13 protein-coding genes are annotated in these 14,156 nt (G+C 60.2%); 8 read left to right on the forward strand and 5 right to left on the reverse strand.

Annotated elements, in window-relative coordinates; translation table 11 throughout:
* Window positions 1–146 precede the first annotated feature (146 nt).
* Window positions 147–665, forward strand: coding sequence for a glycine cleavage system transcriptional repressor (locus tag BK662_RS07770; RefSeq protein WP_052967399.1), 519 nt, complete (start codon window positions 147–149; stop codon window positions 663–665).
* 215 nt (window positions 666–880) lie between these two features.
* Here BK662_RS07770 and rarD read toward each other — a convergent pair whose 3' ends face one another.
* From rarD to BK662_RS07795, 5 genes are all read right to left on the reverse strand, one after another.
* Window positions 881–1,768: an EamA family transporter RarD gene (gene rarD / locus BK662_RS07775; RefSeq protein WP_123357588.1), complete on the reverse strand. Its 888-nt coding sequence runs from the start codon at window positions 1,766–1,768 to the stop codon at window positions 881–883.
* Window positions 1,769–1,920: 152 nt separating this feature from the next.
* The gene (locus BK662_RS07780) at window positions 1,921–2,895 is read right to left on the reverse strand and encodes an SrkA family protein kinase (protein ID WP_123357589.1); all 975 of its coding nucleotides are present in this window, start codon (window positions 2,893–2,895) and stop codon (window positions 1,921–1,923) included.
* A 210-nt stretch (window positions 2,896–3,105) separates the two neighbouring features.
* On the reverse strand, window positions 3,106–5,007 hold the full coding sequence (locus BK662_RS07785) for a PhoX family protein (protein WP_123357590.1): 1,902 nt from the start codon (window positions 5,005–5,007) through the stop codon (window positions 3,106–3,108).
* Window positions 5,008–5,136: 129 nt separating this feature from the next.
* Entirely contained in the window at window positions 5,137–5,901 is a 765-nt protein-coding gene (locus BK662_RS07790) for a TOBE domain-containing protein (protein ID WP_123357591.1), read from the reverse strand.
* Window positions 5,902–5,964: 63 nt separating this feature from the next.
* A complete protein-coding gene (locus tag BK662_RS07795) occupies window positions 5,965–6,705 on the reverse strand; it encodes a ComF family protein (RefSeq protein WP_123357592.1) in 741 nt (246 codons plus the stop codon).
* 90 nt (window positions 6,706–6,795) lie between these two features.
* On the opposite strand from BK662_RS07795, the gene bioB reads away from it, so the two are divergent.
* The 7 genes from bioB (at window position 6,796) to BK662_RS07830 (ending at window position 13,974) form a co-directional block, all read left to right on the forward strand.
* Window positions 6,796–7,851, forward strand: coding sequence for a biotin synthase BioB (gene bioB, locus BK662_RS07800; RefSeq protein WP_123357593.1), 1,056 nt, complete (start codon window positions 6,796–6,798; stop codon window positions 7,849–7,851).
* A gap of 237 nt (window positions 7,852–8,088) precedes the next feature.
* Window positions 8,089–9,267, forward strand: a complete 1,179-nt coding sequence (gene bioF / locus BK662_RS07805; protein ID WP_123357623.1) for an 8-amino-7-oxononanoate synthase — start codon at window positions 8,089–8,091, stop codon at window positions 9,265–9,267.
* Window positions 9,260–9,991, forward strand: coding sequence for an alpha/beta fold hydrolase (locus BK662_RS07810; RefSeq protein WP_123357594.1), 732 nt, complete (start codon window positions 9,260–9,262; stop codon window positions 9,989–9,991). Before bioF ends, BK662_RS07810 begins: the two co-directional genes overlap by 8 nt.
* Window positions 9,984–10,796: a malonyl-ACP O-methyltransferase BioC gene (gene bioC / locus BK662_RS07815; protein WP_123357595.1), complete on the forward strand. Its 813-nt coding sequence runs from the start codon at window positions 9,984–9,986 to the stop codon at window positions 10,794–10,796. Before BK662_RS07810 ends, bioC begins: the two co-directional genes overlap by 8 nt.
* Entirely contained in the window at window positions 10,793–11,473 is a 681-nt protein-coding gene (gene bioD / locus BK662_RS07820) for a dethiobiotin synthase (protein ID WP_038981192.1), read from the forward strand. Before bioC ends, bioD begins: the two co-directional genes overlap by 4 nt.
* 121 nt (window positions 11,474–11,594) lie before the next feature.
* Complete coding sequence (locus tag BK662_RS07825; RefSeq protein ID WP_123357596.1) at window positions 11,595–11,891, forward strand: pyrroloquinoline quinone biosynthesis protein PqqE; 297 nt, start codon at window positions 11,595–11,597, stop codon at window positions 11,889–11,891.
* A gap of 277 nt (window positions 11,892–12,168) precedes the next feature.
* Entirely contained in the window at window positions 12,169–13,974 is a 1,806-nt protein-coding gene (locus tag BK662_RS07830) for a phenylacyl-CoA dehydrogenase (protein ID WP_123357597.1), read from the forward strand.
* Window positions 13,975–14,156: the final 182 nt, after the last annotated feature.

Here is a 14,156-nt window from a genome sequence, read left to right on the forward strand (position 1 = left end):
TCCAACCAGTCCGCATTTTGGCAATTTGGCGACTGCTGCGCAGCCGAACGGGGCGGTGCGGCGTTCCGACAAGACCCCTCGCCACAACCAGCCCCTTGCCTATACTTGTTTTTCTATAACAAAAGTCATGACCAGAGGGCTGCGCCATGGACCATCTCGTACTCACTGTAATTGCTCCAGACAAGCCCGGGCAGGTCGAGCGCATTGCTCAATGCATTGCCGAGCACGGCGGTAACTGGCTGGAAAGCCGCATGTCGCGTATGGCCGGGCAGTTCGCCGGGATTCTTCGGGTGGGTGTGCCGGCCGAGGCCTACGACGAACTGGTAGACGCCCTACAGAGATTGGCGGATCAAGGGATCCGCGTGCTGATCGCCGAAAGTGGCATCGAACAATCCTGCACCTGGAAGCCGATTGCCATGGAGCTGGTGGGCAATGATCGTCCGGGCATTGTGCGAGACATTACGCGTCTGCTGAGTGAGCAAGGCGTGAACCTTGAGCAGTTGGTGACCGAAGTTCGACCGGCGCCCATGAGCAGCGAGCCGCTGTTCCATGCCGAGGCGATTCTTGCAGTGCCACTGACCTTGTCGCTGGAGGTGTTGCAATCGCGCCTGGAAACCCTGGCGGACGATCTGATGGTCGAATTGGTGCTGCGCAGCGAACCTTGAAAAGGTTATCCAAGTTATACGTGCACCTGCCTGTGGATAACCTGTAGAGACACCTCGCCAGGCCACGTCGACCGGGGCTCTTCAGGATCTGATCAAAAAACCAGCAGTTTCAGTGACTTGCGCACAAACGCCGGGGATCACACTGTGGATAACCTTGGGAAGGATGGATGCAGGCCACGGGAGACGTGGCCTGCAGAGGGTTGTGCGTTTTTTGATCAGCGGCGGCGACGCAGACTTATCCACGCGTCGACGCTGTAAACCGCCAGACCGGCCCAGATAAAGATGAACGCCACCAGCGTGCTGGACGACAAGTGCTCGCCAAACAGCAGAACGGCTTGCAATAACACCAGCGTCGGCGCCAGGTACTGGAGAAAACCGAGGGTTGTGTAGGGCAAGTGCCGGGCGGCGGCGTTGAAACACACCAGCGGCACCAGCGTCACCGGACCGGCAGCCACCAGCCACCAGGCTTCAGAGGTGGTCCAGAATTCGGCTTGCGCGCTGGTCGCCGTCGGATTGAACAGCAACCAGGCGACAGCAATCGGTACCAGCATCCAGGTTTCCACCACCAGCCCCGGTAGCGCCTTGACCGGTGCCTGCTTGCGGATCAGTCCGTAGAAGCCGAAGGTCAATGCCAGCACCAGCGACACCCACGGCAGATTGCCGACTTGCCACACTTGCTGCGCAACACCGACCGCCGCCAGGCCCACCGCCAGCCATTGCATGCGCCGCAGCCGTTCGCCGAGGATCAGCATTCCCAGCAGCACGTTTACCAGCGGGTTGATGTAGTAACCGAGGCTGGCTTCAAGCATGCGCCCGTTGTTCACCGACCAGACGTAGGTCAGCCAGTTGGCGGCGATCAACGTGCCGCTCAGGGCCAGGATTGCCAGCCGTCGCGGGTTCTCACGCAGCTCGCGCCACCAGCCGGGATGCTTCCAGACGAGCAGCAGCAAAGCACCAAACAGCGCGGACCAAAGCACTCGGTGGATGATGATCTCCACGGCGGGCACGTTGGCGATGGCTTTGAAGTAGATCGGGAACAGGCCCCAGATGATGTAGGCACTCAGGCCCAGGATGTACCCGCGACGCGGGTTGGCGGCTTGCATGAGAATCCTTGCTTAGGCAGCTAACAAAGAGGGGATTGTATAGATGTGTGGTGTTTGAAAAGCAAAAAGATCGCAGCCTTCGGCAGCTCCTACAGAGGAATCGCGGACACCCTGTAGGAGCTGCCGAAGGCTGCGATCTTTTGATTTTGAATTTAAAAGAGTTTCAATGGCTCTTCATTCAGTGCAGCCAATTGCTCACGCAGCGCCAGCACTTGGTCGCCCCAATAGCGCTCGGTGCCGAACCACGGAAAGCTGCGAGGGAAGGCCGGGTCATCCCAGCGACGGGCGAGCCAGGCGCTGTAGTGCATCAGGCGCAAGGCGCGCAGCGGTTCGATCAGCGCCAGTTCCCGCGGGTCGAAGTCGTGGAATTCGTTGTAGCCGTCCATCAATTCCGACAACTGTCCCAGACATTCCTGACGATCACCCGCCAGCATCATCCAGATATCCTGCACCGCCGGGCCCATACGACAGTCGTCGAGGTCGACGATATGGAACATCTCATCGCGGCACATCATGTTGCCGGGGTGGCAATCGCCGTGCATGCGGATGTTCTGATGCGGCGTGGCCTTGTAGACCTCTTCGACGCGCTTGAGCAGGTCGCGGGCAACGGACTCGTAGGCGGGCAGCAAGCTTTTGGGTACGAAATTGCCTTCGAGCAGGGTCGTCAGCGAGTCCTGACCAAAGTTCTTTACCCCCAGCGCTTCACGGTGTTCGAACGGTTTTGTAGCACCGACCGCATGCAGCCGACCGAGCAGTTGCCCAAGGCGATACAGCTGATCGAGATTGCCCGGTTCGGGCGCACGGCCGCCACGACGGGGGAACAGGGTGAAACGGAAGCCGTTGTGTTCATGCAGGCTGGCACCGTTGTGAATCATCGGCGCAACCACCGGTACGTCGCACTCGGCGAGTTCGAAGGTGAATTGATGCTCTTCGAGAATCGCTTCGTTGGTCCAGCGCTGCGGACGGTAGAACTTGGCGATCAGCGGCTCGGAGTCTTCGATGCCGACCTGATAGACACGGTTCTCGTAGCTGTTGAGCGCCAGAATGCGTGCGTCGCTGAGAAAGCCGATGCTTTCGACGGCATCGAGCACGAGGTCTGGGGTGAGCGTTGCAAACGGGTGGGCCATGCTGACTCCTGCGCGCAGCAGGCTGCCGCGTCCGGCCAAGCATGGTAGCGCAGACGGGGCTTCTTTAGGGGGTTGGGCTTGAGATGAGTGTTGTCTGGGCTGACGCCTTCGCGAGCAAGCCCGCTCCCACATTAGATCTAAGGTGTGCCGCAATTTGCATTCACACTGAAGATCCACTGTGGGAGCGGGCTTGCTCGCGAAGAGGCCTTATCAGGCGCCGACGATCCCGCCATCCTCGCGGGAAATCGCCATCACCGAAGACCGCGGCTTGCCGTTGGGCAGGTGCTCAGGGAACGTCGACCCACCGTTTTCCCCCGGATGCTGAATCCCGACAAACAAGGTTTTCTGGTCCGGCGAGAAGCTGATCCCCGTCACCTCGCAGCCCACCGGGCCGACCATGAAACGACGGATTTCACCGGTCACCGGGTCGGCACAGAGCATCTGGTTATTGCCCATGCCCGCGAAGTCGCCTGCGTTGCTCGAATCGCCATCCGTGAGAATCCACAGACGCCCGGCCTTGTCGAAGCCCAGACCGTCGGGGCTGTTGAACATGTTCTGCGGGGTGATGTTCGATGAACCGCCCTTTGGCGTACCGGCATGGACGCCCGGGTTACCGGCGACCACAAACAGATCCCAGGCAAAGCTATTCGAGCCGTGATCGTCGCGGTCGGTGCGCCAGCGCAGGATCTGCCCGTAGACGTTCTTCTCGCGTGGGTTCGGGCCGCCCACCGGTTGGCCTTCTTCGCCGCGTTTGGCGTTGTTGGTCAGGGTGCAATAAACCTGGCCATCCTTGGGGCTGACAACGATCCATTCCGGACGGTCCATGCGCGTCGCGCTCACAACGGTGGCTGCGAGGCGTGCATGAATCAGCACTTCGGCCTGATCGGCAAAACCGCTGCTGGCATCGATGCCATTTTTGCCGTGGGTCAGTTCGATCCACTGGCCCTGGCCTTTCGGGTGATCGGCGTTGCCGTCGCCCGCGTCGAAACGCGCCACGTACAAGGTGCCGTGGTCCAGCAGGTCGCGGTTGGCTTTAGGGTTTTTGTGGTTGATCTTGTCGCGGCTGACGAATTTATAGATGAACTCGCCGCGTTCGTCGTCGCCCATGTACACCACGGCGCGACCGTCATTGGTTTCGGCCAGTGCGGCGTTTTCATGTTTGAAGCGGCCCAGCGCGGTGCGTTTGACCGGTGTCGACTGCGGATCGAACGGGTCGATTTCCACCACCCAGCCATGACGATTGAGTTCGTTGGGGTTTTTCGCCAGGTCGAAGCGCGGATCGTGTTGATGCCAGTTGATTTCTTTGCTGGCCGCTACCGCGCCGTAGCGTTTCTGCGCCGCGTCGAATTTCTGCTCGGCATTGCTGCTGCCGAAGCAGTCGGTGAAGTTCTCTTCGCAGGTCAGATAAGTGCCCCACGGCGTCTTGCCGTTGGCGCAGTTCTGGAAGGTGCCGAGGACTTTCTTGCCGTGTTTGTCGGTGCTGGTTTTCATCAGCTCGTGACCAGCCGCCGGACCGCTCAGGATCAACGGCGAGTTGCCGTGAATGCGGCGGTTGTAGCGCGAGCCCTGGACGAACTGCCACTGGCCGTTCTTGCGCTGTACTTCGATCACCGACACGCCTTCGCAGGCCAGGGCCTTGCGCACGTCTTCTGCCGATTGCGGCGTGCCGGCATGAGGGTAGAGGTAGCGGTAGTTGGTGTATTCGTTGTTGATCGCCATCAGTGCCCGGTCGTTGTCACCGGGGAACTCGAACAGGCTCATGCCGTCGTTATTGTCGCCGAACTGGACTTCCTGCGCCTGGGCCGTGCCGTTGCCGCTCGGGTCGAACGCCGGGCCATTTTTTTGCAGTGGCTGGCCCCAGCTGATCAGCACCGAAGATTTGTAGCCCGGCGGCAGGGTGATGGCGTCGGTCGTGGCGGCGGCGATGCTGTCGAAGCCCAACAGCTTGCTGGAGCCGGCGCTGACGCTGGCGGCCAGCACGCTGCGACTCAGCAGGTTGCCACCGAGAAACATTGCTGCACCGCAGAGGGCGCCGGCGCTGATGAAGCCACGACGGCTGAGGCCGACCATCTTTTCGAGGTCGGTGGGTTGGTTGTCTTCTAATAAGCTCACATCAGGCTCCCTGCGGGTTTTTGCAGCCACCTTAATGGTGGTCGATGAAGGTTTTGTTGCAGTCGCCATAACACAGTCCTCGTAGGTGCTGCCGAAGGCTGCTCCTACAGAGGTTGCGATGTGTTTGAGCTAGAGCGGTGTACCCAGCAGGATGTTCGACGGCGCGAACTGCACTTGCACCGGTTTACCGGCGGCAAGCCCGAGGGTTTTCAAGTGCAGCGATTCGGCCAGGGCGCAAAGTGTCTGGCCATTGGGCAAGCCGATACGCACTTCGCTGGGGCCGTCGTCGGCGTCGAGGATTTTTTCGATTGTGCCCTTCAGGCAATTATTGCCGGGTGTTGCGGTTTGATCGACGCCCAGCAGTTCCAGCCAACCGGCCTTGATCAGTGCCACCACTTCGGTGCCCGTTTGCAGTTCCAGGCGCAGGGTGCTGTCGTGGGTGATCTGCGCATCGATACTCAAGCCTTCGGCCAGTTCAAGACGGATCCGGTCGTTGCGTCCCTGTGCATCGATCGCCACGACCTTGCCGTGCAGTTGGTTGCGCGCACTGGTTCTGAGCATCAGCCGACCGAGCAGGTCCAGGTCACTGGTCTCCTCGGCGGCTTCCAGCACTTGGGCTTGCAAGGCTTGGAGCTTTTGATACAGACGTAACACGCGTTCGCCTTCGCTGGACAGTTTGGCGCCGCCACCACCCTTGCCGCCGACACTACGCTCCACCAGCGGTTTCTGCGCGAGGTTGTTCAGCTCGTCGATGGCGTCCCATGCCGCCTTGTAACTCAGGCCCGCGCTTTTCGCGGCGCGGGTGATTGAGCCTTGTTCGGCGATGTGTTGCAGCAACGCGATGCGCTGCGGACGACGGACAATGTGCTGGGACAACAACGTAGGCAAGGACATGGCGAGACGCTTTGGGCTGTGGCGATGGGGAGGACGTTGGCGGCTTGGCGCGCGGGAGTCAAGTCAGGTCCCATCGCCAGGTTTTGGGGTGCGGGCCAGGCAGTAGACATCGACCTGCGCGGCACCCGCATCCATCAACAAGCGAGCCAGGGCCTGGGCGGTGGCGCCGGTGGTCAGTACGTCGTCGACCAATGCGAAGTGACGACCCTTGATCGAGGCCGCGGGCGCCAGGGCAAAGGCGTGGCGCAGGTTCTTTTTACGGGCGTCGGCATTCAGCTCTTGTTGCGCGCTGGTGTCCTGAATCCTCAGCAACAGCGTTTCATCACAAGGAATGTCGAGGCTGATGCTGAGCCAGCGAGCGAGCATTGCCGCCTGGTTGAAACCCCGCTGGCGCAGACGTTTGGTGGCCAGAGGTACCGGTATCAGCGCATCGGGCCGGGCAAGATCTTCATCGAAGCGATGTTGCAGGAATTGAGCGAGAAGTTCGGCGAGCAGGTGGCCAAATGGCCACTTTGCGCTGTGCTTGAAACGGGTGATCAAACTGTCGACCGGAAAGCTGTAAGTCCAGGGCGCTGCGACTCGCTCGAAGGCTGGCGGTTGTTTCAAGCATTGGCCGCACGTCAGGCCCGTGGCGGGCAAGGGCAGGGCGCAGGTTTGGCATTGATCGCCCAGCCAGGGCAACTCGGTTTCGCAGGCCATGCAGATTGGCGTGGTGTCGTCTGCGGCTTCTGCGCAGAGCAAACAGATTTGTTTATTTTTTAACCAGATGTAAACCGGCCCTTCGTATCGTGGTTGACAGCGCATCGCTCTTCCTTAAATATGCCGAACATCCGTGTCGCGTCTGTGGGTATTCCATTCCCCAGCCGCTTGCCAAGCATAAACAAGGAAACGCCCATGAGCGCCAGCACCACTGCAACCCTGCGTCATGACTGGTCTTTGGCCGAAGTCAAAGCACTCTTCGTTCAGCCATTCAACGACCTGCTGTTCCAGGCGCAGACGGTGCACCGCGCGCATTTCGACGCCAACCGCGTCCAGGTCTCGACGCTGCTGTCGATCAAAACCGGTGCTTGCCCGGAAGATTGCAAATATTGTCCGCAGTCCGGCCACTACAACACTGGCCTGGAGAAAGAAAAACTGATGGAAGTGCAGAAGGTCCTCGAAGAGGCCGCTCGCGCCAAGGCCATCGGTTCGACCCGTTTCTGCATGGGCGCGGCGTGGAAACACCCGTCGGCCAAAGACATGCCTTACGTGCTGGAGATGGTCAAAGGCGTGAAAGCCATGGGCCTGGAAACCTGCATGACCCTGGGTCGTCTCGATCAGGACCAGACCGTCGCCCTGGCCGAAGCCGGCCTGGATTACTACAACCACAACCTCGACACCTCGCCGGAATTCTACGGCAGCATCATCACTACCCGTACGTACAGCGAGCGCCTGCAAACCCTGGCCTACGTGCGTGAATCGGGGATGAAGATCTGCTCCGGCGGCATTCTCGGCATGGGCGAGTCCCTCGACGACCGTGCCAACCTGCTGATCCAGCTGGCCAACCTGCCGGAGCATCCGGAATCGGTGCCGATCAACATGCTGGTGAAAGTCGCCGGTACGCCGCTGGAAAATGCCGACGACATCGACCCGTTCGACTTCATCCGCATGCTCGCGGTCGCACGCATCCTGATGCCGAAGTCCCACGTGCGCCTGTCCGCCGGCCGTGAAGCGATGAACGAACAGATGCAGGCCCTGGCGTTCTTTGCCGGCGCCAACTCGATTTTCTACGGCGAAAAACTGCTGACCACCGCCAACCCGCAGGCGGACAAGGACATGCAACTGTTCTCGCGTCTGGGCATCCTGCCGGAAGCCCGCGAAGAGCACGCCGACGAAGTGCATCAGGCCGCCATCGAACAGGCACTGGTGGAGCAGAAGAGCAGCGAGCAGTTCTATAACGCTGCCGTCTGAAATCACCGATTCCTCTGAAGGAATGCAAAACCCCTGTGGGAGCGAGCCTGCTCGCGATAGCAATTAGATATTCAACATAGATGTTGGATGTCATGGCCTCATCGCGAGCAGGCTCGCTCCCACAAGGAACTGCTTAGAACGCTGTGGGAGCGTGGCTTGCCCGCGATGGCCGCGACTCGGTTTCCAGCCAAGTCCATTGTTCCTGCATCAGATTGTGAAATGACCTTCGAGGCCTGCATGTCTTTCGATCTCAGCGCGCGCCTTGCTGCCCGTCGTGCCGAAAACCTTTATCGCCAGCGCCCGCTGCTCGAAAGCCCTCAGGGTCCGGAAGTGGTGGTCGATGGTCAGCCGTTGCTGGCGTTCTGTAACAACGATTACCTGGGCCTGGCCAATCATCCGCAAGTGATCGAAGCCTGGCGCGCCGGCGCGTCGCGTTGGGGCGTGGGCGGTGGCGCTTCTCATTTGGTGATCGGTCACAGCGGCCCGCATCACGCACTGGAAGAAGCCCTCGCCGAGTTCACCGGGCGCCCGCGAGCGTTGCTGTTCACCACCGGTTACATGGCCAACCTCGGCGCGGTCACCGCACTGGTCGGGCAGGGCGATACGGTGCTGGAAGACCGGCTCAATCATGCGTCGTTGCTGGATGCAGGGTTGTTGTCCGGTGCGCGTTTCAATCGCTATCTGCATAACGACGCGGCCAGTCTGGCCAAGCGCCTTGAGAAGGCCTCCGGCAATACGCTGGTGGTCACCGATGGCGTGTTCAGCATGGACGGCGACATCGCCGACCTGCCGGCGCTGGCGCGGGAAGCCAAGGCCAAAGGCGCGTGGCTGATGGTCGATGACGCTCACGGTTTTGGTCCGCTGGGTGCCAACGGCGGCGGGATCGTCGAGCATTTCGGTCTGAGTCAGGAAGACGTACCGGTGTTGGTCGGCACCCTCGGCAAGGCGTTCGGTACGGCCGGTGCTTTTGTGGCCGGCAGTGAAGAGTTGATCGAAAGCCTGATCCAGTTCGCTCGCCCTTACATCTACACCACCAGCCAACCGCCGGCGCTGGCCTGCGCGACGCTGAAAAGCCTGGAGCTGTTGCGCAGCGAACACTGGCGACGTGAGCATCTGCAGATGCTGATTCGCCAGTTCCGCCAGGGCGCCGAACAGATTGGCCTGGAGTTGATGGACAGCTTCACGCCGATCCAGCCGATCATGATCGGCGATGCCGGGCGTGCGGTTCGACTGTCGCAGATGCTGCGCGAGCGCGGGCTGATGGTGACTGCGATTCGTCCACCGACTGTGCCCGCGGGCAGCGCACGTTTGCGCGTAACCCTGACCGCCGCTCACAGCGAGGCGCAGGTACAGCTATTGTTAAATGGACTGGCCGATTGTTTTCAACAACTGGGACCGGAGCCAAGCCATGCGTGATCGTCTGATTCTGCTGCCGGGTTGGGGTCTCGGGATTTCGCCGCTGGAACCCTTGGCAGCCGCCTTGCAGGGGCTGGACGAACACCTGCGCGTCGAGATCGAGCCGTTGCCGGAACTGGAATCGAGCGACCTTGATGAATGGCTCGATGAGTTGGACTCGACGTTGCCACAGGATGCCTGGCTCGGTGGCTGGTCATTGGGTGGCATGCTGGCGTCCGAATTGGCGGCGCGACGGGGTGACCGCTGCTGCGGCCTGGTGACGCTGGCGAGTAACCCTTCTTTTGTCGCCCATGAGCAGTGGCCGAGCGCGATGCCTGGTGAGACCTTCGATGCGTTTCTGGCCGGCTGCAAGGCTGACTCGCGCATGACGTTGAAACGTTTTTCGCTGCTGTGCGCCCAAGGTGCCGAAGACCCGCGCGGGATGTCGCGACTGTTGCTCGCTGGCGCACCGCATACGTCTTCGCCGATGCTGATGAGCGGCCTGGAATTGCTTGCCCAGCTGGATACCCGGCAAGCGTTGCAAGCGTTTCGTGGCCCGCAATTGCACTTGTTCGGTGGTCTCGACGGGCTGGTTCCGGCTGAAGCGGCGGGGGATTTGCTGGCACTGCTGCCGGATGTCGAAATCGGTCTGATTGAACAGGCCAGTCACGCGTTTCTTCTGGAAGACCCCCACGGTGTGGCGGGAGCGATTCAGGCCTTTTTGCATGAGTTCGGTGATGACTGATTTATCCTTTCCCAACCTTCCCGGCGGCTTGCCCGACAAACGCCAGGTGGCGGCGTCCTTTTCCCGTGCGGCGGCGAGCTACGACAGCGTCGCCGAATTGCAGCGCGACGTGGGCAGCGAGTTGTTGCGTCGGTTGCCGGAGGAATTTGTCCCTGCTCGTTGGCTGGATATGGGCTGCGGCACCGGGTATTTCAGCCGAGCCTTGGCGGAGAAGTTTCCTGCGAGCGCCGGAGTGGCGCTGGACATCGCAGAAGGCATGCTCAATCACGCCCGTCCCTTGGGAGGCGCGACCCATTTCATCGCAGGTGATGCCGAGCGCTTGCCGTTGCAGGACTCGACCTGCGACCTGGTCTTCTCCAGCCTGGCGGTGCAATGGTGCGCGGATTTCTCCTCGGTGCTCAATGAAGCGTATCGGGTACTGAAACCGGGCGGTATTTTCGCGTTTGCTAGTCTGTGTGTAGGCACTCTGTACGAATTGCGCGACAGCTGGCGTCAGGTGGACGGCATGGTGCATGTCAACCGCTTCCGCGAGTTCGGTGTTTACCAACAGCTTTGCGCGGGCAGCGGCTTGAAGGTCGTCAGCCTCGAAACGCGTCCGCATGTGTTGCATTACCCCGATGTCCGCAGCCTGACCCATGAGCTCAAGGCACTTGGGGCGCACAACCTGAACCCCGGTCGGCCGGGCGGTTTGACCGGCAGGGCGCGGATCCTCGGCCTGATCGAGGCTTACGAGCAGTATCGTCAGGCACAGGGACTGCCGGCGACTTATCAAGTGGTTTACGCCGTGTTGGAGAAACCCTTATGAGCGCAGCCTATTTCATCACCGGTACTGACACCGATGTCGGCAAGACCACTGTCGCCGCCGGTTTGCTGCATGCTGCGCGCTTGGCGGGTTTGAGCACGGCGGCGGGCAAACCGGTGGCCTCCGGTTGCGACCTGACGCCCAAGGGTTTGCGCAACGCCGATGCGCTGGCCCTGTTGGCCGAGTGCTCGATACCGTTGACCTACGATCAGGTCAATCCGGTCGCGTTCGAACCGGCGATTGCACCGCATCTGGCGGCGCGGGAGGCTGGCGTGGCGTTGACCGTGCAATCCCTGTTGACACCGATGCGGCAGATTCTCGATATGCAGGCGGACTTCACCCTGATCGAAGGCGCTGGCGGCTGGCGAGTGCCATTGGCGGATCAGGACAATCTGTCGGACCTGGCCATGGCGTTGGGTCTGCCGGTGATCCTGGTGGTCGGCGTGCGCCTGGGTTGCATCAATCATGCGCTGCTGACAGCCGAGGCGATCGCAAGGGATGGTTTGCAGTTGGCAGGATGGGTGGCCAACATCATTGATCCGAAGACTTCGCGTCTGGAAGAGAACCTCGCGACGCTGGCCGAGCGCATTCCCGCGCCGTGTCTGGGGAGGGTGCCGAAACTCAAGTCGGTGACAGCCGACGCGGTAGCCGAACATCTGCAGCTGGATCTGCTGGACTGAGATTGTTGGCGTGGGGTTTTACCTATGACAAGGCACTGTGCCATTAGTGTTTTTGTCGGGCCTTTTATCGGCGTGTCTGGTTCAATGGCCGCTGTTGATCCTTTGTAGGACGAGTTCTCCCATGGAAATCTCAGGAAACACCGCTTTTTATGCCGGTCTGAGCACTATTCAGACAGGGCAGAACCGTGTCGATCAGGCTTCGGGGCAGATCGTCAACAACACCATCGAGCGTTCGGTCACCAGTCAGTCTTCCGAGATTCAGGTTGATCGTCTGCGTTCAGTAGACCGCAGCCAGCAGTCGGATCTGGCCAGCAACATGGTCGAGATGTCTCAAGGCAAGTTCCAGGTGGAACTGGGCGTCAAAGTCGCCAAGGCATCCGATGAAATGCTCGGTACGCTGATCGATACCTACGCCTGATCCCTCGCTGAATCCGCTACTCCAACGCCGTGCCTGTTCGCGGCGTTTTTCTGCGTAAGTCCTTCTGCCTCAACTAATCTCTCCTACATGGCGTGTTGCGCAGTCAACGGCGTTGCGCAACTGTGTGGCCGAGGTTTTCATGGTGCGATGACGAATGGCAAAAGATCGGCGCTTGACAAGATTTGGGCGTAAACGTATGTTTCAAACAACTGTTTGACCGCCACAACAAATCAACGCGGTCGTTCATTCCCGGTTACATCAGCAGAGGTTTATCGCTATGCCTGACTACAAGGCCCCCTTGCGTGATATTCGCTTCGTTCGTGACGAACTGCTCGGCTACGAAGCGCACTATCAGAGCCTTCCGGCTTGTGCAGACGCAACTCCGGACATGGTTGACGCCATTCTCGAAGAAGGCGCCAAGTTTTGTGAGCAGGTGCTGGCTCCGCTGAACCGCGTGGGTGACACCGAAGGCTGCACCTGGAGCGAGTCCGGCGTTAAAACCCCGACCGGTTTCAAAGAAGCCTACAAGCAATTTGTCGAAGGTGGCTGGCCAAGCCTGGCTCACGACGTAGAGCACGGCGGCCAAGGCTTGCCAGAGTCTCTGGGTCTGGCTGTCAGCGAAATGGTTGGCGAAGCCAACTGGTCGTGGGGCATGTATCCAGGCCTGTCCCATGGCGCGATGAACACCATTTCCGAACACGGTACGCCTGAGCAGCAAGAGGCTTACCTGACCAAACTGGTCTCCGGCGAATGGACCGGCACCATGTGCCTGACCGAACCGCACTGCGGCACCGACCTGGGCATGCTGCGTACCAAGGCCGAGCCTCAGGCCGACGGTTCCTACAAAGTGTCCGGCACCAAGATCTTCATCTCGGCCGGCGAACACGACATGGCCGACAACATCGTCCACATCGTTCTGGCACGTCTGCCGGATGCACCGGCCGGCACCAAAGGCATTTCCCTGTTCATCGTTCCGAAATTCCTGCCAAACGCAGACGGCTCGATCGGCGCACGCAACGCTGTGACCTGCGGTTCCCTGGAACACAAAATGGGCATCCACGGTAACGCCACCTGCGTGATGAACTTCGACGCGGCCACCGGTTACCTGATCGGCCCGGCGAACAAAGGCCTGAACTGCATGTTCACCTTTATGAACACCGCCCGTCTGGGGACTGCGCTGCAAGGTCTGGCACACGCCGAGATCGGCTTCCAGGGCGGCCTGAAATACGCTCGCGATCGTCTGCAAATGCGCTCCCTGACTGGCCCGAAAGCGCCGGACAAAGCTGCTGACCCGATCATCGTTCACCCTGACGTACGTCGCATGCTGTTGACCATGAAGGCTTTCGCCGAAGGCAACCGTGCGATGGTTTACTTCACCGCCAAGCAAGTCGACATCGTCAAGTACGGCGTAGATGAAGAAGAGAAGAAGAAAGCCGACGCACTGCTGGCCTTCATGACTCCGATCGCTAAAGCCTTCATGACTGAAGTCGGTTTCGAATCCGCTAACCACGGCGTGCAGATCTACGGCGGCCACGGCTTCATCGCCGAGTGGGGCATGGAGCAGAACGTTCGCGACAGCCGCATTTCGATGCTGTACGAAGGCACCACCGGGATCCAGGCACTCGACCTGCTGGGCCGTAAAGTGCTGATGACTCAAGGCGAAGCGCTCAAGGGCTTCACCAAGATCGTCCACAAGTTCTGCCAGACCAACGAAGGCAATGCCGCGGTCAAAGAGTTCGTCGAGCCATTGGCTGCGCTGAACAAAGAGTGGGGCGAGCTGACCATGAAGGTCGGTATGGCTGCCATGAAAGACCGCGAAGAAGTCGGCGCGGCGTCGGTGGACTACCTGATGTACTCCGGTTACGCCTGCCTTGCCTACTTCTGGGCTGACATGGCGCGTCTGGCTGCCGAGAAGCTGGCTGCCGGCACCACCGAAGAGGCGTTCTACACCGCCAAGCTGCAGACTGCGCGCTTCTACTTCCAGCGTATCCTGCCGCGTACCCGCACTCACGTTGTCACCATGCTGTCGGGCGCCAACAACCTGATGGACATGAAAGAAGAAGACTTCGCACTGGGTTACTAAGCCCTACGAAGTCTTTCATAAAGCCGCTGCTTCCTCGGGAGCAGCGGCTTTTTTGTGCCTGACGCAAACGGGCTGCGCCTGTAAATATTCCTGACTAAAACGCTAAGAAGAACACCATTGCTGCCGTTAAAGAGGATGGCGATGTGACACACGTCACATCGCACGTGCTTAGCTGCTCTAAA

It is taken from the genome of Pseudomonas frederiksbergensis (genome assembly GCF_003732275.1).
Lineage (GTDB): Bacteria > Pseudomonadota > Gammaproteobacteria > Pseudomonadales > Pseudomonadaceae > Aquipseudomonas > Aquipseudomonas frederiksbergensis_H.